This window comes from Porticoccus hydrocarbonoclasticus MCTG13d (assembly GCF_000744735.1).
GTDB classification, from domain to species: domain Bacteria; phylum Pseudomonadota; class Gammaproteobacteria; order Pseudomonadales; family Porticoccaceae; genus Porticoccus; species Porticoccus hydrocarbonoclasticus.
In genome coordinates this window covers 1-23,418 of record NZ_JQMM01000001.1, presented here as the reverse complement: position 1 = coordinate 23,418, position 23,418 = coordinate 1, and the positions used below count along the sequence as shown (strand labels likewise).

At 53.6% G+C, this 23,418-nt stretch carries 24 protein-coding genes, 1 tRNA gene and 1 pseudogene; 23 read left to right on the top strand and 3 right to left on the bottom strand.

Annotation, left to right across the window (positions count from 1 at the left end):
- Window positions 1–64: 64 nt before the first annotated feature.
- Window positions 65–277 carry a cold-shock protein gene (locus U740_RS00130; RefSeq protein WP_036860928.1) on the top strand — a complete coding sequence of 71 codons (213 nt, stop codon included), beginning with the start codon at window positions 65–67 and terminating at the stop codon, window positions 275–277.
- A 128-nt stretch (window positions 278–405) separates the two neighbouring features.
- Here the strand turns inward: U740_RS00130 and U740_RS00125 are convergent, their stop codons facing one another.
- Both U740_RS00125 and U740_RS00120 read right to left on the bottom strand, forming a co-directional pair.
- Window positions 406–987, bottom strand: a complete 582-nt coding sequence (locus U740_RS00125; protein ID WP_051921085.1) for a transglycosylase SLT domain-containing protein — start codon at window positions 985–987, stop codon at window positions 406–408.
- Window positions 984–2,705 (bottom strand): proline--tRNA ligase, encoded by a 1,722-nt coding sequence (locus U740_RS00120; protein ID WP_036858359.1) that lies wholly within the window; start codon window positions 2,703–2,705, stop codon window positions 984–986. Before U740_RS00120 ends, U740_RS00125 begins: the two co-directional genes overlap by 4 nt.
- An 85-nt stretch (window positions 2,706–2,790) precedes the next feature.
- Here U740_RS00120 and U740_RS00115 point away from each other — a divergent pair, with 85 nt between their 5' ends.
- The 19 genes from U740_RS00115 (at window position 2,791) to nadA (ending at window position 17,056) form a co-directional block, all read left to right on the top strand.
- Window positions 2,791–3,219: an HIT domain-containing protein gene (locus U740_RS00115; RefSeq protein WP_036858358.1), complete on the top strand. Its 429-nt coding sequence runs from the start codon at window positions 2,791–2,793 to the stop codon at window positions 3,217–3,219.
- A 143-nt stretch (window positions 3,220–3,362) separates the two neighbouring features.
- Window positions 3,363–3,641, top strand: a complete 279-nt coding sequence (locus tag U740_RS00110) for an FmdB family zinc ribbon protein (RefSeq protein ID WP_036858357.1) — start codon at window positions 3,363–3,365, stop codon at window positions 3,639–3,641.
- A gap of 56 nt (window positions 3,642–3,697) precedes the next feature.
- Window positions 3,698–5,473 (top strand): aspartate--tRNA ligase, encoded by a 1,776-nt coding sequence (gene aspS, locus U740_RS00105; protein ID WP_036858356.1) that lies wholly within the window; start codon window positions 3,698–3,700, stop codon window positions 5,471–5,473.
- A 75-nt stretch (window positions 5,474–5,548) separates the two neighbouring features.
- Window positions 5,549–6,295, top strand: a complete 747-nt coding sequence (locus U740_RS00100) for a YebC/PmpR family DNA-binding transcriptional regulator (RefSeq protein ID WP_036858355.1) — start codon at window positions 5,549–5,551, stop codon at window positions 6,293–6,295.
- Between the two features lie 77 nt (window positions 6,296–6,372).
- Window positions 6,373–6,684 carry a hypothetical protein gene (locus U740_RS00095; RefSeq protein ID WP_036858354.1) on the top strand — a complete coding sequence of 104 codons (312 nt, stop codon included), beginning with the start codon at window positions 6,373–6,375 and terminating at the stop codon, window positions 6,682–6,684.
- A 139-nt stretch (window positions 6,685–6,823) separates the two neighbouring features.
- Window positions 6,824–7,342 carry a crossover junction endodeoxyribonuclease RuvC gene (ruvC, locus tag U740_RS00090; RefSeq protein WP_036858353.1) on the top strand — a complete coding sequence of 173 codons (519 nt, stop codon included), beginning with the start codon at window positions 6,824–6,826 and terminating at the stop codon, window positions 7,340–7,342.
- A 33-nt stretch (window positions 7,343–7,375) separates the two neighbouring features.
- Complete coding sequence (gene ruvA / locus U740_RS00085; RefSeq protein WP_036858352.1) at window positions 7,376–7,978, top strand: Holliday junction branch migration protein RuvA; 603 nt, start codon at window positions 7,376–7,378, stop codon at window positions 7,976–7,978.
- 23 nt (window positions 7,979–8,001) lie between these two features.
- On the top strand, window positions 8,002–9,039 hold the full coding sequence (gene ruvB, locus U740_RS00080) for a Holliday junction branch migration DNA helicase RuvB (RefSeq protein WP_036858351.1): 1,038 nt from the start codon (window positions 8,002–8,004) through the stop codon (window positions 9,037–9,039).
- The gene (gene ybgC / locus U740_RS00075) at window positions 9,036–9,437 is read left to right on the top strand and encodes a tol-pal system-associated acyl-CoA thioesterase (protein ID WP_036858350.1); all 402 of its coding nucleotides are present in this window, start codon (window positions 9,036–9,038) and stop codon (window positions 9,435–9,437) included. Before ruvB ends, ybgC begins: the two co-directional genes overlap by 4 nt.
- 21 nt (window positions 9,438–9,458) lie before the next feature.
- The gene (gene tolQ, locus U740_RS00070) at window positions 9,459–10,130 is read left to right on the top strand and encodes a protein TolQ (protein ID WP_407674676.1); all 672 of its coding nucleotides are present in this window, start codon (window positions 9,459–9,461) and stop codon (window positions 10,128–10,130) included.
- Complete coding sequence (gene tolR / locus U740_RS00065; RefSeq protein WP_036858348.1) at window positions 10,130–10,567, top strand: protein TolR; 438 nt, start codon at window positions 10,130–10,132, stop codon at window positions 10,565–10,567. Before tolQ ends, tolR begins: the two co-directional genes overlap by 1 nt.
- Before the next feature lie 5 nt (window positions 10,568–10,572).
- Window positions 10,573–11,292 carry an energy transducer TonB gene (locus U740_RS00060; protein WP_051921084.1) on the top strand — a complete coding sequence of 240 codons (720 nt, stop codon included), beginning with the start codon at window positions 10,573–10,575 and terminating at the stop codon, window positions 11,290–11,292.
- Between the two features lie 42 nt (window positions 11,293–11,334).
- Window positions 11,335–12,582 carry a Tol-Pal system beta propeller repeat protein TolB gene (tolB, locus tag U740_RS00055; RefSeq protein ID WP_036858347.1) on the top strand — a complete coding sequence of 416 codons (1,248 nt, stop codon included), beginning with the start codon at window positions 11,335–11,337 and terminating at the stop codon, window positions 12,580–12,582.
- Window positions 12,583–12,615: 33 nt separating this feature from the next.
- Window positions 12,616–13,125, top strand: a complete 510-nt coding sequence (gene pal, locus U740_RS00050; protein ID WP_036858346.1) for a peptidoglycan-associated lipoprotein Pal — start codon at window positions 12,616–12,618, stop codon at window positions 13,123–13,125.
- 110 nt (window positions 13,126–13,235) lie between these two features.
- Window positions 13,236–13,991 carry a YbgF trimerization domain-containing protein gene (locus tag U740_RS00045; protein WP_051921083.1) on the top strand — a complete coding sequence of 252 codons (756 nt, stop codon included), beginning with the start codon at window positions 13,236–13,238 and terminating at the stop codon, window positions 13,989–13,991.
- A gap of 66 nt (window positions 13,992–14,057) precedes the next feature.
- Window positions 14,058–14,708 carry a 7-carboxy-7-deazaguanine synthase QueE gene (queE, locus tag U740_RS00040; protein WP_036858345.1) on the top strand — a complete coding sequence of 217 codons (651 nt, stop codon included), beginning with the start codon at window positions 14,058–14,060 and terminating at the stop codon, window positions 14,706–14,708.
- Window positions 14,709–15,401, top strand: a complete 693-nt coding sequence (queC, locus tag U740_RS00035) for a 7-cyano-7-deazaguanine synthase QueC (RefSeq protein ID WP_036858344.1) — start codon at window positions 14,709–14,711, stop codon at window positions 15,399–15,401. It begins immediately after the preceding gene.
- A 47-nt stretch (window positions 15,402–15,448) separates the two neighbouring features.
- Window positions 15,449–15,524: transfer RNA gene (locus U740_RS00030), tRNA-Lys, on the top strand.
- 458 nt (window positions 15,525–15,982) lie between these two features.
- Window positions 15,983–17,056 (top strand): quinolinate synthase NadA, encoded by a 1,074-nt coding sequence (gene nadA, locus U740_RS00025; RefSeq protein ID WP_036858343.1) that lies wholly within the window; start codon window positions 15,983–15,985, stop codon window positions 17,054–17,056.
- Window positions 17,057–17,101: 45 nt separating this feature from the next.
- Here nadA and U740_RS00020 read toward each other — a convergent pair whose 3' ends face one another.
- Complete coding sequence (locus tag U740_RS00020) at window positions 17,102–18,553, bottom strand: M48 family metalloprotease (protein WP_235189789.1); 1,452 nt, start codon at window positions 18,551–18,553, stop codon at window positions 17,102–17,104.
- Window positions 18,554–18,769: 216 nt separating this feature from the next.
- Between U740_RS00020 and U740_RS00015 the strand changes: the two genes are divergently transcribed.
- From U740_RS00015 to aceE, 3 genes and pseudogenes are all read left to right on the top strand, one after another.
- Window positions 18,770–19,840: an AI-2E family transporter gene (locus U740_RS00015; protein ID WP_036858342.1), complete on the top strand. Its 1,071-nt coding sequence runs from the start codon at window positions 18,770–18,772 to the stop codon at window positions 19,838–19,840.
- 23 nt (window positions 19,841–19,863) lie between these two features.
- Window positions 19,864–22,689 carry an insulinase family protein gene (locus tag U740_RS00010; RefSeq protein WP_051921082.1) on the top strand — a complete coding sequence of 942 codons (2,826 nt, stop codon included), beginning with the start codon at window positions 19,864–19,866 and terminating at the stop codon, window positions 22,687–22,689.
- A gap of 227 nt (window positions 22,690–22,916) precedes the next feature.
- A pseudogene (gene aceE, locus U740_RS00005) lies at window positions 22,917–23,418 on the top strand (pyruvate dehydrogenase (acetyl-transferring), homodimeric type); the annotation flags it as partial.

Sequence of the window (23,418 nt, the reverse complement as noted above, 5' to 3'; positions counted from 1 at the left end):
TTTTTGGCTGCCCGTATATTTACACCGCCAACTGAGGTTGGCACTAAGTGCTTACGAGGATTTTATGTCAGATTTAGTTACCGGTACCGTTAAGTGGTTCAATGAAGAAAAAGGGTATGGCTTTCTTGCGCAGGAAGGTGGCAAGGACGTCTTTGTACATTTTAGTGCTATTAACGGTACAGGCCGTCGCACACTTTATGAAGGGCAGCAGGTCACTTTCGAAGTGACCGACGGTCAGAAAGGCCCGCAGGCACAAAACGTGACTGTTGTTGCCTGAGGCAAATGCCTGAGTTTAACCAATAAAAATGCCAGCGTTAGCTGGCATTTTTTTGTGTTTTCTTTATTAGGTTTTATCCGGAGGTTTTTGTTTAACAATCCTCCGGAGTGTCATTTTGTTGTTTGCTTCTAGCGCCAGTTATCCCAGGCCACCATGACTCTCTCGGGGTACCAGGTTTTGCCATAGCTGCCATTATAGCGGGCGAGCGCTAGCGCGAGATCGCCATTTTCCTTGTCCAGATAATACTTGAGAATGGTGCACCCATAGCGCAGATTGGTATCGATATTGATCAGGTTGTCATCCGCCCGACCGATTTCGTGCTTCCAGAAGGGCATGACCTGCATCATACCCTGAGCACCGGCACTGGAGACTGCGTAGGAGTCAAAGTGACTTTCCACCTGAATAACCGCGAGAACCACTTCCGGCGACAGTTCTGCCCGTGTGGCGGCCTGATGGATTTTGCGCAGCAGATCGAGTCGCTCTTCGCTGTCAGGAATATACCGGGCAAGCTGGGTGGATTTTGCCATCAGCCATACCTCGGCATCGAAACGATCCTCAAAGCTGTCAGCCTGTTCCACGGTCTTTTTCAGGAGGGTCAACAGCGCCTGATCTACTTCCTGCGCATCGCCCGCGAGAGAAGCGCTCAGCCAGAGAGCGGTGGTCGTCAGTGTCAGCCACCGCGCGATTCGCTGGCCGACCGAAGCGCTCATCCGAGGGCCTGTGCCAGAAATTCAGGCAATTCCGTTACCGCGATTTGGCAGCTTTCCCCGCTGCGACGGTTGTAATATTCCACCTGACCCTGTTCAAGCCCTCGGTCACCCACGACGATGCGGTGAGGAATGCCCATTAATTCGATGTCTGCCAGCATGACCCCTAACCGGGCTTTCTCTTCATCCATTAACAATACGTCAAAACCTGCCTGTTGCAGATCGGAATAGAGCGTTTCGCATGCATCGCGAACCGGTTCGGACTTGTGCAGATTGATCGGCACTACTGCGACCTGGAAAGGGGCCAGGGCATCGGGCCAGATGATGCCTTTTTCGTCATGATTCTGCTCAATGGCAGCGGCCACAACGCGGCTTACGCCGATACCGTAGCAGCCCATCAACATGACCTGCTCGCGGCCTTCTTCATTGAGTACCCGGGCGTTCATGGCCTCACTGTATTTGGTGCCCAATTGAAAAATATGCCCCACTTCAATGCCGCGTTTGATTTCCAGTGTGCCCTGGCCGTCGGGACTGGCGTCGCCGGGGACCACATTGCGAATGTCCTCGACTTGCAGCGGCGGGCAGTCCCTCTCCCAGTTGACACCGGTGAGGTGGTAATCATCGCGGTTTGCACCACAGACAAAATCTGCCAGATGGGCCGCGCTGCGATCCACAATGGTCGGAATGCTGAGCGCTACCGGACCGATGGATCCCACAGAACATCCCAGGATGGCTTTTACCTGTGCTTCGCTGGCAAAGGTCAGTGGTGATGCCACGCCCTGCAGTTTCTCGGCCTTGATAGCGTTGAGTTCGTGGTCGCCCCGCAGCACAAGTGCCACCAGTGCGGTGGTGTTTTGGTCAGGTTCTCCCAGCACGATCAGGGTTTTTGCGACCTGCTCAGGTTTTACTCCGAGAAACCGGCTGACCTGTTCAATGCTGTGCTGGCCCGGTGTCGCCACTTCCTGCATGTCTGTCGATGCAGTTGGCCGACTGCCGGTCGGTGCCATGGCTTCGGCCATTTCCACGTTGGCGGCATAGTCGCTGGCGTTGGAGAAGGCGATATCGTCCTCGCCGGAGGCCGCCAGCACATGAAATTCATGGGAGTGGTTGCCGCCAATGCTGCCGGTATCCGCCAGGACGGGCCTGAAGTCGAGGCCGAGACGGCTGAAAATAGTGGTGTAAGCCGCGTGCATGGTGTCATAGGTCTGCTGCAGGCTGGCCTGATCCGCATGAAAGGAGTAGGCATCTTTCATCAGAAACTCCCGTGCGCGCATGATGCCAAAGCGGGGGCGGATTTCATCCCGGAATTTGGTCTGAATCTGATAGAAATTGGCGGGCAGTTGCTTGTAACTGCGCAGTTGATTGCGGACCAGGTCGGTAATGACTTCCTCGTGGGTTGGGCCGAGGCAGAAGGCGCGGTCGTGACGATCCTTCATTCTCAGCAGTTCCGGCCCGTACTGTTCCCAGCGACCGGACTCCTGCCAGAGTTCCGCCGGCTGGGTCACCGGCATCAGGACTTCCATGGCGCCGGCCCGGTTCATCTCTTCGCGGACAATGGCCTCCACTTTGCGCAGCACCCGCAATCCCAGAGGCAACCAGTTGTAGAGCCCGGCGGCCAGCTTGCGGATCATGCCGGCGCGAATCATCAATTGATGGCTGATGACTTCGGCATCGGCCGGGGTTTCTTTTTGGGTAGCGATCAAAAACTGGCTGGCACGCATAGTTGATTCTTTGTCTTGGAGGTGAGTGTAAAAACCGCTATTTTACGGTGGAGCCCGCTTTGGGTACAGGACAAGAGGTTGTTAAATGTTTGAGCTCGATTCTGCACTGATGGCTGACACGGTAATTATTGGTGACTTTCCGTTGTGCCGGTTGTTGATCCACCGCGATGCCAATTATCCCTGGTTCATTCTGGTGCCACGGATTGCCGATGTGACGGAAATTTATCATTTGTCAGAACAGGACCAATATCAGCTGATTCGCGAATCCTCTCTGCTGGCGGAGACATTGGTGGATGTGTTCTCCCCGGATAAGGTCAATATCGCGACCCTGGGCAACCGGGTGGCCCAACTGCATGTGCATCATCTCGCCCGCTATAAAACGGACGGTGCCTGGCCCGATCCTATTTGGGGACGGCTGCCGGCACAGGGTTATACCGGGGAGTTGCTTGCGGCGCGGGTCGATCCACTTGTCAATGTACTCGTCGGGGATGACTTCACCGCCTTGCACAAATAGCTTTTCCGGCAGATTTTTGCGCATTGTGTTGGCGGTAGTCCGGATTCAGTCATTATCCAATCTTCTAGCCCCCTGGTTACTGGGGTATAATGCGCCGCTTTTATCAGGGGCGTTCTGCCCACTCTAGAATCAGGGTATTTAGTATGCCGATTTACAGTTATCAATGTCAGGCCTGCGGTCATGTGCTGGAAGCACTCCAAAAAATCAGTGACAAACCATTGACGGATTGTCCGGTTTGTCATCAGTCGGAATTGAAAAAACAGTTGACGGCTGCCGGTTTCCGGCTGAGTGGCAGTGGCTGGTATGAAACGGACTTCAAAAAAGAGAAAAGAAAGAATATTGCCGGCGACCAGCCCTTGGAAAGCAAGGCAAAACCTGAAGCAAAACCCAAAGAGGCTGCCGGTTCCACCCCCGCTGCCTGAACCAATACCACTGGAAGCCCCGCCCGGCCTCCATCGATTAACAACGGGAAGACATAATGCGGACAAGTTATTGTGGTGTGCTCGGCGCCGAACACATTGATCAGGAAGTCACCCTGTGCGGTTGGGTGGATCGTCGACGCGACCACGGGGGTGTGATCTTTGTCGATTTGCGCGATCGTGAAGGTATCGTGCAGGTCGTGTTTGATCCGGATTGCGGCGAGCATTTTGCCCTCGCCGACCGGGTTCGCAGTGAATATGTGCTGCAGGTGACTGGTCGGGTTCGCGCCAGAACCCCCGAAACCGTCAACCCTGAAATGGCCACCGGCCAGATTGAAGTTTATGGTCTGGCTGTGCAGATACTGAATGCATCCGAAACGCCGCCTTTCCCGCTGGATCAGCATAACAAGGTAGGCGAGGAAGTGCGGCTCAAGTACCGCTATCTGGACCTGCGCCGGCCGGAAATGCTCAGCAATATGCGGTTCCGCTCCAGGGTGACCAATATTATTCGCAACTTTCTCGATCAACGGGGATTTCTGGATATTGAAACCCCGATCCTGACCCGGGCCACGCCGGAGGGCGCCCGCGATTACCTGGTGCCGAGCCGCACCCACGAAGGCAAGTTTTTTGCGCTGCCGCAGTCGCCACAGTTGTTCAAGCAGTTGCTGATGGTGTCGGGCGTGGACCGTTATTACCAGATCGCAAAATGTTTCCGTGACGAAGATCTCCGGGCGGACCGCCAGCCTGAATTTACCCAGGTTGATGTGGAAATGTCGTTTACCTCGGAAGCGGAGATCATGGCCATCAATGAGGAGATGATCCGCACGGTTTTCCAGGAAGTGCTCGAGGTGGATCTGGGCCACTTTCCCTCCATGCCTCACAGCGAAGCCATCATGCGCTATGGCAGCGATAAACCGGATTTGCGGATTCCCCTTGAACTAGTGGAAATCAAGGACCTGATGGCGGGGGTGGATTTCAAGGTGTTTTCCGGGCCAGCCAATGATCCAAAGGGTCGTGTCACGGCGTTGAAGGTACCTGGTGGCAACGGGATCAGTCGCAAGCAGATAGATGATTACACCAGGTTTGTCGGTATTTATGGTGCCCGGGGGCTGGCCTACATCAAGGTGAATAACAGGGAAGACCTGGAGGAGGGGCTGCAATCCCCGATCGTCAAGTTTCTGCCGTTGGATGTGCGTGCCGCCATACTTGATCGCACCGCCGCGGAGAATGGCGACCTGATTTTCTTTGGTGCAGATAACCACCGTGTTGTGACCGAAGCTTTGGGTGCCCTGCGCTGCAAACTCGGTGCAGACCTGAATCTCTACACCTGTCAGTGGGCGCCGTTGTGGGTGGTCGACTTCCCGATGTTTGAAGAAGATGGAGAGGGTGGTTGGACATCCCTGCATCATCCCTTTACCCGACCGGCCTGCTCGGTGGAAACGCTCGAGGCCGATCCGGAAAAAGCCCTGTCGATTGCCTACGATATGGTGTTGAACGGCACGGAGCTTGGTGGTGGTTCGATCCGTATCCACAACCCCGATATGCAGCATGCGGTCTTTAAGGTGCTGGGTATCAGTGAAGCAGAAGCGGATGAAAAATTCGGTTTCCTGATCGACGCCCTGAAATTTGGTTGTCCACCCCATGGCGGGCTGGCGTTTGGTCTGGATCGGCTGATTATGTTGATGACCGGCAGCCATTCGATTCGCGATGTGATCGCTTTCCCGAAAACCCAGACAGCGGCCTGCGTCATGACCGATGCGCCGGGTGGGGTTGATAATCGGCAATTGCGTGAACTGAATATTCGTTTGCGGGAGAAAAAACCGGCGGATGGCTGATCTATCCCGCAGTGCGCTGACCGGTGCAACACGATAAAAAACGACTGCAGCTCGGAAGGATGGGAGATTTTTGTTATGGCAGGTCACAGCAAATGGGCCAATATCAAGCACCGCAAGGCAGCGCAGGATGCCAAGCGCGGCAAGGTGTTCACCAAACTGATTCGTGAACTGGTTGTGGCTGCAAAATCCGGTGGGCCCCTGCCGGAGGACAACCCCCGGCTCCGCGCCGCAGTGGACAAGGCGCTCGGTAATAACATGAAGCGAGACACCATTGATAAAGCCATCGCCAGGGGTGCGGGTGCCGGTGAAGGCGACAATTATGAAGAGGTGACCTACGAGGGTTATGGTGTCGGAGGTATTGCCGTTCTCGTGGACTGTATGACGGATAACCGCAATCGTACGGTTTCCGATGTGCGCCACGCATTCACCAAGCGCGGTGGCAATCTGGGCACGGACGGATCGGTCGCCTACCTGTTTAAGCGTACTGGTCAAATCAGTTATCCCGCCGGGGTTGATGAAAACCGCTTAATCGAAGTGGCCCTGGAAGCGGGCGCAGAAGATGTGGTGACCAATGACGATGGTTCCATCGACGTGCTCACCGCGTGGGAAGACTTCAGCGGAGTCAAAGAAGCTCTGTCGGGAGCTGGCCTTGAGCCGGAAAATGCAGAGGTCACGATGCTGGCATCCATTACTGTGCCGGTTGACCTGGACGGTGCGGAGAAATTGCTGGCGCTGGTGGATCATCTGGAAGATCTGGATGATGTGCAGAATGTGTATACCAATGCGGATATTCCCGCGTCGGTGATGGCTGAGCTCGGCTGATGATCGGTTGGGCCAGAGAGTAAACCCGGGTGTATCCCGATATTGTTAACAGAACGAGTAATCACAGGAGAGACAGGATGAAAGTACTTCAGAAAACTGACGAGTACACCATTTATCAAAAACGCTCAGGTCGCTATGCCGTTGAAGGCGCTGACAAGAAGATCATTAATGGTGACGAAAAAGTCAGCATTCTGGTCGCCGCGGGTGTCGTCAAGCAGGCAGTCGCAAAACCCGCGCCGGTAGAAGAGGCGGTTGTTGAAGAAGCTCCTGCTGAGGAAGCCCCGGCAGAGGCAGCTCCAGTAGAAGAGGCTGTGGCAGAGGAAGCGCCTGCTGATGAAACACCTGCAGGAGCAGCTCCCGCTGAATCGGCAGATGAGGAAACCAAATAAAAGTTGTTGTGTGAACGCAAAAAAGGCGGCTGGCAACAGCCGCCTTTTTTAGTGGGTGCAGTGACGATGGAGCCGCTGGCTCTTGTTTTTTCAAGCGATTAGGATACTGTGACAATATACAGTATTTCGGGCGATTCACATGACACTGATTCTCGGTATAGACCCGGGTTCGAGAAAGACCGGTTTTGGCCTTGTCAACGCCGTTGGTTCCCGCGCCGAGTATGTTGCCAGTGGCATTATCCGCCTGCCGGATGGCGCGCTTCCGGAGCGTCTCAAAGTGATCTTTGAGAGTCTTTCCTGCATTATCGAAGAGCACCATCCTGAGACAATGGCCATTGAGGATGTTTTCTTTGCCCGTGATCCCAGGGCTGCGCTGAAGCTCGGGCAGGCCCGTGGCGCAGCCATTGTGGCGGGTGTTGCCGCGGGGTTGTCGGTGGCTGAGTATGCTGCGCGGTCAGTCAAGCAGTCGGTGGTTGGCAGTGGCGCGGCTGGCAAGGAGCAGGTGCAGCATATGGTCACACGACTGCTGAAGTTGCCTTCGGTGCCTTCTGAGGATGCCGCAGACGCGCTTGCAGTGGCGCTCTGCCACGCGCAAACAATCCGTACCACGGCTGGATTGCCCCCCGATGTTCGTTATGCCAGGGGGCGGTATAAATAATATGGCGAGTCCTATAAAGAGAGGAATTGCGAGGTGATCGGAAGAATTCATGGCACATTACTGGAGCGCAAGGCGCCGGAACTGCTGATTGATGTGCAGGGTGTCGGCTACGAAGTATTGGTGTCGCTCAATACATTTTTTGACTTGCCGGTACCGGGCCAGACGGTGACCCTCCATACGCACTTTGTGGTACGGGAGGATGTACAGCAACTTTACGGTTTTGCCGATACTGTCGAGCGCGAGTTATTTCGCAGCCTGATCAGAGTCAGTGGCGTGGGGCCGAAAATGGCGCTGGCCATTTTATCCGGAATGACGGCAGCTGATTTCGCCCATTCAGTGCAGCATAACGATACCGCGACCCTGGTGCGATTACCCGGCATCGGCAAAAAAACAGCCGAGCGTCTGATCGTGGAAATGCGGGATCGCCTCAACCATTTTTCCACCGATTCGGCGGACTTCTCCCTCACTGGCCAGGCAGGACGACAAACCGATACGGTCAGGGAGGCCGAGAGTGCACTGATTGCACTGGGTTACAAGCCCCAGGAGGCGGCTCGGATGATAACGGCCGTAGCCAGCGAAGGGCAATCCAGTCAGGAATTGATTCGCCTTGCCCTGAAAAGCATGGTTAAAAGCTAGCCCGTGCAAGATATACTGCGCCCATGATTGAGAATGATCGTCTTATCTCCCCAGAAGCTTCCGTCCAGGAGGAGCGCTTTGATCGTGCGATTCGTCCTCTGAGTCTGGCCGACTACGTCGGGCAGCAGGCGGTTCGTGAGCAGATGGAAATATTTATCGGTGCCGCACGCAGGCGCGGTGAACCACTGGACCACACGCTGGTATTTGGCCCCCCGGGTCTGGGCAAGACCACGCTGGCCCATATCATTGCCAATGAGATGGGTGTGGATCTGAAAACCACCTCTGGCCCGGTGCTGGAGAAAGCTGGTGATCTGGCGGCTCTGATGACCAACCTGGAGCCGGGGGACGTGTTGTTCATTGACGAGATTCATCGTCTGAGTCCCGTGGTGGAAGAGGTTATCTATCCAGCTATGGAAGACTACCAGCTGGATATCATGATCGGTGAAGGGCCTGCTGCACGTTCCATCAAGCTGGACTTGCCACCCTTTACCCTTGTTGGTGCAACGACCCGGGCGGGGTTACTCACGTCGCCGTTGCGCGATCGTTTTGGTATCGTACAGCGCCTCGAGTTTTACTCAGTGGATGAGTTGAGCACGATTGTCGCGCGCTCTGCGGATATTCTCGGTGTGGCCATGGGACAACAGGGCGCTATGGAGATTGCCCGCCGAGCGAGGGGTACACCCAGAATAGCCAATCGCCTGTTGCGTCGGGTCAGGGACTATGCCGAGATCAAGGCAGATGGAAAGATCAGTGCGGAGGTGGCCGATCAGGCATTGAATATGCTCAATGTGGATGCCAATGGTTTTGATCATATGGATCGACGGCTGATGTTAACCATCATGCAGAAGTTTGATGGGGGACCTGTGGGGGTGGACAGTCTGGCCGCCGCGATCAGCGAAGAGCGGGGAACGATCGAGGACGTACTGGAACCGTTTCTGATCCAGCAGGGATACTTGATGAGAACCACTCGGGGTCGAATGGTTACAAACCTTGCCTACCAGCACTTCGGTCTGAAAAGTCCACAAAAAATTGACCAACAACTGGATTTCATGGAGAAATGACCAGCGAATATTGTCTACCGATCCGTGTGTATGTGGAAGACACCGACGCGGGCGGGATTGTCTACTACGCCAATTATCTGAAGTACCTTGAGCGCGCCCGCACTGAGCTGATGCGGTCGTTGGGTTATGACAAGCCGGCGCTGTTTGAGGGCATGCAGTTTGTGGTCTGTTCGGTGGAATTGAAGTACCGGCAACCGGCAGTATTGGATGACCAGGTAATTGCCACGGCAAAACTGGTCGCCGTGAGCAGAACTTCATTCACCATCGCCCAAAAAGTGCTGAGGGATGAGCAGGTTCTGGTCGAAGGGGTCGTGAAAGCGGCCTGCATCAATCATCAAACGAAGCGACCCACGGCCATCCCGGCCGAGATGTTGCAAACATTGCAAGCCGCTATTTAACAAGAAAACAGGAGTTACCTGGTGACCGAACAATTATCACTCTGGAGTCTGATTGCCGATGCTTCCCTGCTCGTGCAATTTGTCATGGCACTGTTATTTTTTGCTTCGATCGTCTCCTGGGTAATGATCATCCAACGGGGGCTATACCTGAGAAATGCGGGGATCAATCTGCGCAAATTCGAGGATAACTTCTGGTCCGGAGTAGACCTTAATCAGCTCTATACGGATATTGGTGGCAGAGGTGCCGCCGAGGGCTTGGCGAGTGTATTCCGTGCGGGCTTCCGCGAGTTCAACCGCCTGGCCCAGCAGGCTAATGTTGATGCGGATACGGTCATCGAAGGCACTGAGCGATCCATGCGAATTGCCCTGTCCCGGGAGGAGGAGCGACTCAATCGGAATTTACCCTTTCTGGCCAGCGTTGCGTCGGTGAGTCCCTACATCGGTTTGTTTGGCACCGTCTGGGGGATCATGAACTCCTTTCGCGGACTGGCAACGGTACAGCAGGCCACCCTGGCTACGGTTGCGCCGGGTATCTCTGAAGCCTTGATTGCCACCGCCATGGGCCTGTTTGCCGCGATTCCGGCGGTGCTGGCCTACAATCGCTATTCAGCGTCGGCGGATAGTATCTACAGCGGTTATCAAACCTTTGCCGAGGAATTTTCCAGTATTCTGCACCGTCGGGTACACGGTTAATGGCTATCCGAACTCCTAAACATAAAAGGCGGCTGGTGGCTGAAATCAATGTAGTGCCCTACATTGATGTGATGCTGGTATTGTTGATTGTCTTTATGGTGACAGCCCCCATGTTGATGCAGGGGGTCAAGGTGGAGCTGCCACAGGCCCCGTCCGCACCGCTTGATGACAAGGATCTGGAACCCCTCATTGTCTCTGTGAAAGCCGATGGGACTTACTATCTGGACCTCGGCAACGGCAAGAATATTGAAGAGCCACTCACCTCTATTATTGAAAAAGTGCAGAAGGTGATGGGTGTGCAGCCGAAGACGCCCGTGCTGGTCTGGGGTGATGCAAAAGTGGATTATGGCACTGTGGTCAGGTTGATGAGTGAGTTGCAGAATGCCGGTGCGCCCTCTGTCGGGCTGGTCACCGAGCCGCCGCCAGGGAAAAACTAGCTACCGTGTTCTCCGGCAAAGTCTCCTCGTTTACCGTTGCCGTTTTGGTGAGCCTGCTGTTGCATGCTTGCATGGTGGCGCTGATGGTAGTGCATTGGGAGCCGGAGAGGAAACAACGAAAAATTACCCAGCCGAAATATGTTCAGGCAACGTTGCTCAAGCTGGAGGAAAAGGCCAAACCCAAACCGAAGCCCCCGGTGCCTAAAGCGGCACCCAAGCCGGCTCCCAAACCGACCCCGAAACCGGCTCCTAAGCCCAAGCCCAAGCCAGCGCCGAAGCCTGCGCCAAAACCGGAACCCAAACCCGCGCCAAAACCGGAACCGCAACCAGAGCCCAAGCCGCAAATAGATAAGCAGCAACTTGAACAGGCACTGGCCAGTGCCCTGGCCGAGGAAGAGGCATTTTTGGCGGCCGCGAACGATGAGGAGTTGGCCAGCAGTTACGCGGATTACATTTTTGAGCGTCTGGCCGCCAACTGGAATCGTCCACTCAATTCCCGTCGCGATATGGAGGTTGAGTTGCTGGTGCAACTGTTGCCCAATGGGCAGGTAGTTCGTGTTGATATTGTCAGATCCAGCGGTAATGAGGCGTTTGATCGTTCTGCCGTACAGGCGGTGCTTAAAGTGGGCCGGTTCGAAAAGTTAAAGGAACTGCCGCCGAAGGTGTTCGAGACTTATTTTCGTAAATTGCCATTAATTTTCAGACCAGATGATTTGAGGTTATAAACAGTGAGGAAAACCGGGTTTCTACTAAGTTTGTGCGTGTTTATGGCGTGCTGGCTGCCGTCAGCATTTGCTGAATTCACCATCGAAATTACCCAAGGCGTTGACAATCCGACCCGTATCGCCATTTCACCGATGACGCTCGGCGGTCGGGCGCTGCCTGAAGATATCAGTAACATCGTTTCGGCGGATCTGGATCGCAGTGGCCTGTTCAATTCGATACCCCGGCAAAACATGTTGTCATTTCCCGCCCGTGAGAATGATGTCTACTTGCGTGACTGGCGGGTTCTGGGTGCAGAATACCTGGTGGTTGGCGACGTGACTGATCAGGGGGGCAGTTACAAGGTGACGTTCAGCCTTATGGAGGTGGCTGGAGGCCGCAAGCTGTTTACCAAGGCGGTGGATGGAAAGGCTGCACAGTTGCGAGATATCGCTCACCACATCAGCGATCAGGTGTATGAAACTATCACCGGTATCCCCGGTGCTTTCTCTACCCGCATTGCCTACGTGAGTGCCATTCCCAAGAACGGAAAAATGTCATTTCGCCTGATGGTGTCTGATGCGGATGGTGCCAGAGAACGTTTGCTGTTGGCATCAGACGAGCCGATCATGTCGCCGGCCTGGTCCCCGGATGCAAAGGAGTTGGTGTACGTCTCTTTTGAAACAGGACGGCCGGCCATTTTTCGTCAAAATCTTGCCACGGCTGCCCGCGAGCAGTTGACCAATTTCCGGGGGCTCAACGGCGCACCCGCCTGGTCACCCGATGGTCGAAAACTGGCTCTGGTCTTATCAAAAGACGGCAACCCTGAACTTTATACGCTTGATTTGATGACGCGAAAATTTATCCGCATGACCACGCATTTTGCGATTGATACCGAACCAAACTGGACGCCGGACGGAAAATCACTGATTTTTACCTCAGATAGGGGCGGAGCGCCACAAATTTATAAGTTAACCATTGCCAGCGGACAGGTAGAACGCTTAACCTTCGCAGGGTCGTACAATGCCAGACCAAGACTTGCTCCTGATGGGCGCACTTTAGTTATGGTGCACCGCGATAAAGGCGATTTTCATATCGCTTCACAGGACCTGGTTACGGGCGACCTGAGAGTTTTAACACAAACGTATCTGGATGAATCCCCTACAGTTGCCCCGAATGGTGCTATGTTGATTTACGCAACCAAACAAGGCAGCAAGGGAGTACTGGCAGCTGTTTCGCTGGATGCGGGTGTGAAATTTTTACTGCCAGCAACTGTCGGCGATGTCCGAGAGCCTGCCTGGTCACCAAAATAAACAAGCTACATTATTTAATTACAGGAGAAAGAAATGAATAATCAACTGCTCAAATACGGCGCTTTGGTTACCGTTGTGATGGCGCTGTTATCGGGCTGTTCCTCAACCGGTACTGATACAACTGATACAGCGAGTGCCGGTACGTCGGTGCCAAGTAGTCAAGTGTCTACAGGTTCAGTATCAACTGAAGGCGTTACTGCCACGACACTGGGTACGGATACAGCTGTGCCGCGGGTTTTCTACTTCGAGTTTGATCGTGCTGTTCTCAATGCTGAAGCCACCGCTGCGTTGCGTCTCCATGCAGAATGGTTGCGTGCCAATCCAGTCAATGTTCGTCTGGAAGGCCATGCTGACGAGCGCGGGACACGCGAATACAACATGGCGCTGGGTGAGCGTCGCGCCAATGCCGTTCGCGATTTCCTGATTTCCGAGGGTGTGAATGGCAATTTGCTGGAAGTGATCAGCTATGGTGAGGAAAGCCCCGCTTCCCTGGATAGCAATGAAACTGCTTGGGCGTTGAATCGTCGCGTAGAAATGAAGTAATCGCGCCCCAGGCGCTGTTGCTGTTTTTTGCAAACGTCCGGTGTTCAAACACCGGGCGTATTGCCATTCCAGTGTAGCGTTTTTCCGTACCGTCGGTAGAGGATATCCCCATGCGTGTGACTGCAATTGGTATTATTCTTTTCTCTCTCCTGCCCATCTTTGGTTTTGCCGCTGCGCCCGTCTCTGAACTGGGCAGCCAGCCCCAAGTTGCATCTCCCAGGGCTGTCCCTGACCCACCTGCCCAGACATCCACCTTTAATGGGGGAGTTCAATACCAGATGCAAATGTTGCAGGAAGAAGTTCGAACCCTGCGTGGTATGGTGGAAGAATTGAGCCATGAAATCCGTCAATTGAAATCCCGTCAGCTCGACGACTACATGGACCTTGATCGGCGGCTCAGTGCTATTGCAGCTGGTGACTCGTCGGTGACCCCCACCCCAAGTCGCGCTGATAGCCCCTCTGCTAACAGTCCCGCTGCCGAAAGTGTCAATTCCGGTACAGATGAAGCAAAGCACTACAGCAATGCCTATGACCAGTTAAAAGCGGGTAAAACTGAAGATGCCATTGCCCTTTTTAAAAAACATCTCACCGATTATCCAGATGGCAAGCTGGTGGCCAATGCGCATTACTGGCTAGGTGAAATTTATCTGCTACAAAATGATCTCGATGCTGCCCGTCAGGCTTTCTCTGCCGTGGTAGAACAGTATCCAGCGAACCGTAAAGCTTCTGACGCCGCTTTCAAGCTCGGTCAGGTATATTTCCTGATGGGCGATAAAGTAAAAGCCAAATCCCTGTTGGAAGCCTCCGCCGCGGGCAATGATAACGCGGCGACCCTGGCAAAACGCTATCTGGACCAACACTTTTAATCGGATGGCCTCCTGATTTTGCAAATGTCGGTTAAACTGCGGCATTGATGACATGCAGTACCTCCCATGACCCCAACGTCTGTTCGCATTACTGAAATTTTCTATTCTCTCCAGGGTGAGTCGGCCACGGTTGGCTTGCCGACGGTTTTTGTGCGACTGACCGGTTGCCCTTTGCGTTGCCATTACTGCGACACTGAATATGCTTTCTACGGTGGTGAACGTCGCTCAATCGAGCAGATTCTGGAAGAGGTGAGTACCTTTAAAGCTTCGCGGGTGTGTGTCACCGGTGGCGAACCGCTGGCCCAGAAATCCTGCCTGCTTCTGTTGACAGCGCTTTGTGACAAGGGTTACCAGGTGAGTCTGGAAACAGCGGGCGCTTTATCCATTGCTGAGGTGGACCCTCGAGTGACAAAAGTGATGGACCTGAAAACCCCCGCCTCTGGTGAGGTGAATCGCAACCTCTATGAAAACATTGCTTACCTGAAACCCTCCGACCAGATTAAGTTTGTGATCTGTGACAGGCAGGACTACGAATGGGCCCGGATGAAGCTCGACGAGTTCAGTCTGTCGGACTGTGTCACTGACATCCTGTTTTCTCCGAGTTTCGGCCAGCAGGATGCCACCGAACTGGCAGAGTGGGTGCTGAATGACAGGTTGCCGGTCAGGTTTCAGCTTCAATTGCATAAATTGTTGTGGAAAGATGCCCCGGGACACTGAATGACTGTGAACGAAAATAACAGGGCCGTGGTGCTGGTATCCGGCGGCCTGGACTCAACGACGGTACTGGCGCTCGCAAAAAGTCAGGGGTTCAGCTGCTATACCCTGAGCTTTGATTACGGGCAACGTGCCCAGGCAGAACTGGTCGCTGCCCGGCGCTGTTCTGAACAGCTGGGTGCCGAGGAACACAAGGTCATTAAACTGGATCTGAGGACCATTGGTGGCTCTGCCCTGACCGATGACCGTATCGATGTGCCGGAGGAGCAGACCAGCGGCATTCCCGTGACTTACGTGCCGGCCCGCAATACGGTATTTCTCTCCATTGCGCTGGGTTGGGCAGAGGTGCTGGGTGCCCAGGATATTTTCATCGGGGTCAACGCGGTGGATTATTCCGGTTATCCGGATTGTCGTCCCGACTACATCGAAGCTTTTGAAAAAATGGCCAATCTCGCCACCAAAGCAGGGATTGAAGGACATTACCTCCGAATCAACAAACCGCTGATTAATCTCACCAAAGCAGAAATTATCCTTCAGGGAACGTTGGCGGGCGTTGATTATGCGGAAACAGTCTCCTGCTATCAGGCGACCGAGCGAGGCTTTGCCTGTGGCCGATGTGATAGTTGCCGGTTGAGAATATCGGGATTTCAGGAAGCCGGGTTGCCAGATCCCACCCGTTATATCGGTACAGAATAAACACTTGATTTTTGACTCCCCATAAGTAAGATATGCGCCTCTTCTGAGGGTCGTTAGCTCAGTTGGTAGAGCAGTTGGCTTTTAACCAATTGGTCGCTGGTTCGAATCCAGCACGACCCACCAAACAAATAAAAAGGCCACCCCAGTGGGGTGGCCTTTTTATTTGTAAGCGATTTGTTGTGGACTCGTTCGTTAAAGCGTGGTTCGACAAACTCCGTCAGGAGTTTGGACCGAGCAGTCACAGGCCGCGAGGCCCCTATAAGGGTCAAAATAGTGACAAACTGTTCTGAGTCAATCCAGCACGACCCACCAATACAAAATGCCGGGCTTGCCTGCCTCGGTTTTTCGTGTCTGTGCGTAAGGCGGCGAATAGTCATGCTTGAACCGCAATACCGGCCATAGCGAGTCTCGAGGTGGCAGAGTGGTGATGCTGCATTATTTTAAGCGGACCTGCGGATTCGGGTCCTGAACGGCGGTTATTTGTCAGGGTCAAAATGATCAGACACACTCAGTCAAATTGGCAACAGAGGGATCTGGTATCTATGGTAAAATTCTTGCGTAGTACTTAATTTCGGTTTTTTATGAAAGATCCAAAACTCCATATTGCCAGCGATTCTGATCACCGTGAAGTGGTAGAGCAGTATCTGGGCAAGCTGCATGAGGAGCCTCGCTACACGCCCGAGCAAGAAGCCGTATATCGGACTTCGATCAAGCGGCTGTTGAAAGAGCGCAATGCAGTTATCGTGGCACACTACTACACAGATCCGGTCATTCAGTCTTTAGCCGAAGAGACGGGTGGGTTGGTCTCGGACTCTCTGGAAATGGCCCGCTTTGGCCATGATCACCCGGCTTCCACTTTGATCGTGGCCGGCGTCAGGTTTATGGGCGAAACCGCGAAAATTCTGAATCCGGAAAAAACGGTACTGATGCCTACCCTGGAAGCAACCTGTTCTCTGGATATTGGCTGTCCTGCCGATGATTTCAATGATTTCTGTGACGAAAATCCAGATCGCACGGTGGTGGTCTATGCGAACACCTCGGCGGAGGTAAAGGCGCGTGCGGACTGGGTGGTGACGTCCAGTATTGCCCTGGACGTGGTGGATTACCTGGACAGCTGTGGAGAGAAGGTTCTTTGGGCACCCGACAAGTATCTCGGCAGCTACGTGCAGAAAAAAACCGGTGCGGACATGCTGTTGTGGGATGGCAGTTGTATTGTTCATGAAGAATTCAAGGCCCGGGGGGTGCTCAGCATCAAGCAGCTCTTCCCCGGTGCAGCCATTCTGGTTCACCCGGAGTCCCCGGAGGCAATGGTGGCCATTGCCGATGTAGTGGGATCTACTTCGCAGCTGATCGAGGCTGCCAGAACGCTGCCGAATCAGCAAATGATTGTTGCCACGGATAGCGGTATTTTTTACAAGATGCAGCAGGCGGCGCCGGATAAAGAATTGATTATTGCGCCCACTGCCGGTGAGGGAGCCACCTGCCGTAGTTGTGCCCATTGTCCCTGGATGGCAATGAATCATCTGGAGAATCTGATGGAGTCCCTTGAGCGCGGCACCAACGAGATTCATGTGGATTCAGCGGTTGGCCGGCGCGCAATGGTGTCGCTGCGGCGGATGCTGGCATTTCGCGAGCAGCAGTTGGCCGAGTCGTAACCCCCTGCAGCGCCGGGCAGACTGCCTGATTTGCGGCTGCCAAGCCTAGAAGTTTTTCATCTTTTCCTGCAAATCGGCCAGATCTCTCAGCTGCTGGTCAATAATGGCAGTTTCCTGATAATCGTGAACCAGCAGTTTTCTGGCATAACCCAGTTGTTCTCTGGCTTTGTCAAATACCCCGTTGAGAATAAAATATTGTGCGCGAGCCTTGTGTACTCCAGCGATATCGCCCGCCAGGCCACTGACTTCCGCCAGCTGAAACCAGACGTAGGGTCGATCGGGGTAGCGTTGGGCCAGCTCTTCAAGCACTTTTTCAGATTCGGTGAACTGGTTGGCCTTGAGGTAAACTTCGGCCAGCATCATCCTGAGCGCATAACTTTTCGAATTGTGGCGCAAAAGGTTTTGCGCCTTCTCGATGGCTGAAATATATTTCCCTTCCCGGCGGTCAATTTCGATCTCAGCCAGTAGGTAGGTGAGTCTGTCGGGCGATGAGCTGATTAACTGGCTGAGGTTTTTTCTTGCATCATCGAAGTTCCCCAGCCCCATGTGCGCCAAAACCAGGCCGTAGCGAGAGGCATCCTTGTTGAGACTGTCGCCTTCCAATTCGCTGTTGAAACGGTTTAGAGACGCCGCCGCATTTTTTTCGATGGCGATCAACGCTCGGGCGCGCATCAGGTGATATTCAATATTATCGGGATAATGTTTTAACGGAAATTGACTGACACGGTTTTTGGCGTCCGCAACGCGGTTTTCCGTCAGTGGGTGGGTGAGCAGAAATTCTGGCGGTTTGCTGCCGGTGTAGCGGGTTGCCCGCAGCATTTGCTCGAACATGCCGGGGACCCCTTTCGGATCCATACCGGCGGCATAAATTGTCTGGATGCCGAGTCGATCGGCTTCTTGTTCATTCTGACGGCTGTATCGCATGGCACTTTCCATGCTGTGCGCCTGGCTGGCGGTCATAGCGGCCATCCCGGCATCGCCGCCCACGGTGGCGGCTATCACAAGACTGGCCAGCATGGCGGCCATCGTGGTGGTTGCGTTCTTTCGTTGTTGTTCAACTCGCCGGGCAAAATGCCGTTGGCTGAGGTGAGCCAGCTCATGTGCCAGCACGGAGGCGATCTGGTGCTCGGTTTTGGCGTAGCGGAACAATCCCGTGTGCACGCCAATAACACCGCCAGGAACTGCGAACGCGTTCATTGATGGATTATTGATCGTCACCAGTGATAGGCGGTGATCTTTTAATTCGCTGTGGGCGGCGAGTTGGTAGAGTAGTTCCTCCAGGTAATCATAGAGCTGGGGGTCGTTGTACTCGGAGATCCTGCTGCGGTAGGCTCGCAGCCAAGCCTGCCCGAGTTCATATTCCTGTTGCTGTGAGATAATGGCCGAGGCAGTGTCGCCCAGCGCTGGCAGTTCAATATTTGCGCTGTGTGCTGGCGCGGTTAGGAGCGCGGTCAGTATTAGCCGGTTCAGAAAAAACATGATGGAGCGTATGTACACTGCTTGAATATCCATTAATACGTGAAAGTGATACGTGAGAGAGTGACAATTTCTCTGGATAGTAACGTAACTCTATGACCTAATTCATGCGGATTCGTGCGTTTTCATCTGAAAAAACCGACCATATCGCAGATGTTTCAGCTGTCCTTGATGCACTGGTAATGATTTCGTAATCTGATTTTTGTAATTTTTTAATTGCTCCGACAGGAAAATGCTATGTGGAAAGTGCTTGGCACTTGGGTCGACCGCTATTTTGGTGAAGAAGAAGCGGTATTGCTGGCTTTGATGCTGGTGATTGCGTTGGTCGTTATGGTCACCTTTGGCCAGATTCTGGCCCCTTTTGTTGCAGCCATTATTTTTGCTTTCCTGCTCCAGGGGGGTGTCAACCGCCTTGTTCGGTGGAGAGTACCCCGTCTCGTTGCCGTGGCGTTGGTATTCCTGCTATTTGTCGGTATATTTCTCACGATTCTGATCGTCGTCCTGCCCCTGATCGGACGCCAGGCCGCCAATCTTGCCAGTGAAATTCCGGACATGATACGGCACTGGCAAAGTGTCCTGCTGTTGCTTCCCGAAGAGTATCCACACCTCATTTCAGAGTCCCAGCTGAAAGAGTTGCTGGGTCAGGCGTCAAAGGAAGTGGCGAGTATGGCAGAGCGACTGGTGAGTTTTTCTTTCAGTACCTTTCCCAGCCTGGTCATCATGATGGTCTATCTGGTACTGGTTCCACTGCTGGTATTTTTTATGCTGAAAGACAAGGATGAGCTATTGAACCTGCTCGCCTCTATGCTGCCTCAGGAGCGGCCTGTCATGTGGCGGATCTGGCATGAAATGAACCTGCAAATGGCCAATTATGTGCGCGGTAAGGCCATTGAAATACTGGTGGTCGGGCTGGTCAGCTACGTCTTTTTTCTTTTCATGGGATTGCAATATGCTGCTCTGCTGGGACTCCTGGTGGGGTTGTCAGTAGTGATACCCTATATCGGTGCGATGATCGTCACTTTTCCAATCGCCGCTGTGGGTTACTTCCAGTGGGGGTTTGGCTCGGAACTGCTCTGGCTGATGGTGGGTTACGGGATTATTCAGGCGCTTGATGGTAATGTGTTGGTGCCATTACTGTTTTCGGAAGCCGTCAACCTTCACCCCATTGCAATTATTCTCGCGGTTCTGGTGTTTGGCGGCCTGTGGGGCTTCTGGGGGGTGTTTTTTGCGATCCCCCTCGCCACGCTGGTCAAGGCGCTTTATAACGCCTGGCCGCGAACTGATTTGCCGAACACGTTGTCGGAGTAACTTTACCCATAAGATGGAATTCCATGAAAAGACTTGTTGTTGTATTTGTCTGTCTGTTTTGTGTTGCCGGAGCTTACAGTGAGGCGACCTCTTTTTCACCTCAGTCCTCCAGTGATAGTGATATTGCCCGCAGTGAAAATGATCAGTCTGTCTATCGTCATCTGACATTGCCCAATTCGCTTCAGGTCTTGCTTGTCTCCGACCCCGATGCAGATAAGGCTGCAGCGGCACTGGATGTCTTCGTGGGCAGTTCGCATGACCCTGTTCGACGTCAGGGGTTAGCGCATTTTCTTGAGCATATGCTGTTTCTTGGTACGGACAAATACCCCGAGCCCGACGAGTATCAGGCATTCATCGGCCAGCACGGCGGGCAGCACAATGCCTATACGTCCTTCGAGCACACCAACTATTTCTTTGATATTGATCCGGCGCATTTTGAGCCAGCTCTGGACCGGTTTTCCCGTTTTTTTGTCGAGCCACTGTTTAATGCAGATTATGTAGAGCGTGAAAAGAATGCAGTGCATTCAGAGTACAAGGCCCGCATCAAAGATGATTACCGTCGCCAGATGGATGTCTACAGCCAGGTCGTCAATCCAGCACACCCTGCAGCCAAATTCAGCGTCGGTAATCTGGATACGCTGGCGGATGAAAAGGGCCAGCTACGCGAGGACCTGTTCTCTTTTTACAAGGCACATTATTCAGCCAACCGGATGGCCCTCGTGGTTTTGGCGCCACAGCCTCTGGAGCAGCTTGAAGCCATGGTCAGAGACCGCTTTGCCAATGTGCCCAACCATGCCAGCCAGCAGCCAAAGCATGGCAAGCCACTGTTGGAGCCGGGTGAGCCGCCGAAACTGGTCTCTGTTCAACCCGTTCGTGAGATGAGGGAGTTGTCTATCACATTTCCCCTGCCGGCAGTGGATCGGTATCAACGCGAACAACCGCTCGGCTATCTTGGCAATCTGATCGGTCACGAGGGTAAGGGTAGTCTGCTTTGGCTGTTGAAAAACAGGGGCTGGGCCGAGAACCTGCGGGCCGGTCAGGGTATTTCCGATACCAGCGGCAGCAGTTTTAGTGTGACGGTTGGCTTGACACCGGATGGTTACGCAAACTGGCAACAGGTGTTGTCGCTGGTATTCCGACAGATCGATCTGGTTGCTGATGAGGGGATTGCCCAGTGGCGTTTTGATGAGCAGGGCGCGTTGGCAGACATGCAGTTTCGTTACATGGAGCAGGATGACCCAGTGCACAGGGTGAGTCGTCTGGCCAACCGCCTCCATCAATACCCCTGCACTGAAGTGCTCCGTGGTCCCTACCGCATGGATCTTTATGATGCCGGGTTGATCGCCGACATGGCCTCCCGTATGACAGCAGATAATGCCATGGTGTTATTGGCCGCACCCGAAGTTGAGACCGATGCAGTAACGGCTCTCTATCAGGTGCCCTATAAAGTTGAACCGCTACCGGAAATACAGCCTGTGGCGGCCACTGGCCTTGCGTTGCCGGGAAAAAACCCCTTTATTCCAGAGCGTTTTTCTCTGAAACATCCGAATAAGGCCTCTGAGCCAGGATTGGCTGAGCTGTTGGTCAAGCAGCCTGATTACCGGTTGTGGCACTACGCCGATCATTATTATCGGGCGCCCAAGGCGCAACTTTATGTGGCAGTCAAGACGCCGGCAGTGGAAGGGGTGCGTCATGCAGCAATGATGGATCTGTATTTGCGGGCAGTTGAGTATTCATTGAATGAAACCAGTTATGAGGCGGCTCTGGCTGGTTTGCGCTATGGCATCAATCGCCGACCAGACGGGCTGGGCTTCATGATCAGTGGTTTTGACGACAAACTGTCGGTGTTATCCGCAGCTGTTGTCGAAGCATTGCTGACCACTGAGCTGACGGATGAGCGGCTTGAATTACTGCGTCAGGAACTGATTCGGAAGTGGCGCAATAGCACTCAGGATACGCCCTATATTCAGCTGATGCGCGAAGTCGGGCTGTTGCTCAATACCACTGCATGGCAGCCAGCGCGACTGGCCGATGAATTGGAGAAACTTGATTTCAGCACGTTCAGACAGTATGTGAAAACGATTTTTAACGGTGCTTCGCTGGAGTTGTTGGCCAGTGGCAACCTACAGGCAGAAGAGGTGAAAGTGCTGGCGCAGTCACTGTCGGAGCAGCTGGCATCCAGCAATCCGGCTGACTGGTTGCCGAGGGGGATTGCCAGGGTGGCGCCTGGGGAAAAAATTAAAGCGCCCATGTCCATCCCGCACAAGGATGCAGGGATTCTCCGTTACTACCAGGGTCGCGATGACTCGGTAGCGGAAGCCGCCCGCTTCATGTTTCTGCGGCAGCTGATCAAATCCCCGTTCTTTCACGAACTGCGTACCGAGCAGCAGTTGGGTTATGTTGTTGCGGCTGTTGATCAGGGCCTGGAGAGGGTGCCGGGGTTTGGGCTGCTGGTGCAGTCTCCATCGGCACCTCTGTCACGGCTTGAGCAGGCTATTGATCAGTTTCTCGATTCATACGCAGAGCAGTTGGCGGCAATGCCGGCTGACGAATTTGAGCGTCATCGCGCCTCTATCCTCACAGGTCTGACAGAGAAACCGAAAAGTCTCGCGGAGCAGAGCGGGCGATTCTGGGCTAGCATTGACCTGAGGGATTACCAGTTTGATATGCGCCAGCAATTGATTGTAGAAGTCCAGAGTCTGACGCATGCTCAAATGCTGGAGGTCTATAGGGACGTCGTGGTTGCGGCCGGTTTTTCAATGCAGGTTGATACTTCGGCAGGGGATTTTATGTCAGGGTCTGGGCTGGCTAAAGAGCGGGACATCTATCGGCTACCTGAAAAAATGTAATAAAACTATTTATTGTTTTTCGGGAAAGCTATTAATAATATTATTGATTTCATGTAGTTATACTATTTTCAGAAAAGTATATTTATAAGCACCTTTTATTTTTGCGGTTGAATAAGTATTTTTTGGTAGATAAACTACACGAAATGGCTTGAATCGTCAGGTTAACGGTGTTTTTGGTTGCCCGACTGATCAAGTTGCCAGTCACCATAAAAAGAAAGGTATCGATCATGCAAGACGATATGGATCCCGTCGAAACCCGGGAGTGGCTCGAATCGCTGGATTCCGTATTGAAGTTTCAGGGCCCGGAGAGGGCAGCCTATCTGCTTCAGAAGCTGCTGGATCGAGCCACTGCCACCGGGGTCGGCATGCCGCCTGCCATTGTTACCCCTTACAGGAATACGATCCCGGTCATTCGTGAAAAACGCATGCCAGGTGACCTGTTCATGGAGCGCCGGATTCGCTCGATCATCCGTTGGAATGCGCTGGCTATGGTAATGAGGGCCAACAAAAATCCTGATGAGGGTATTGGCGGGCATATTGCCTCTTTCGCCTCGTCGGCCACGCTTTATGATATTGGCTTTAATTATTTTTTTCGGGGCAACGAGGGCGAAGAGCAGGGCGACCTGATCTATTTTCAGGGTCACAGTGCGCCGGGAATTTATGCCCGCTCCTATCTTGAAGGGCGTTTCGATGAAGATACCCTGGATAATTTTCGGCGGGAAGTGGATG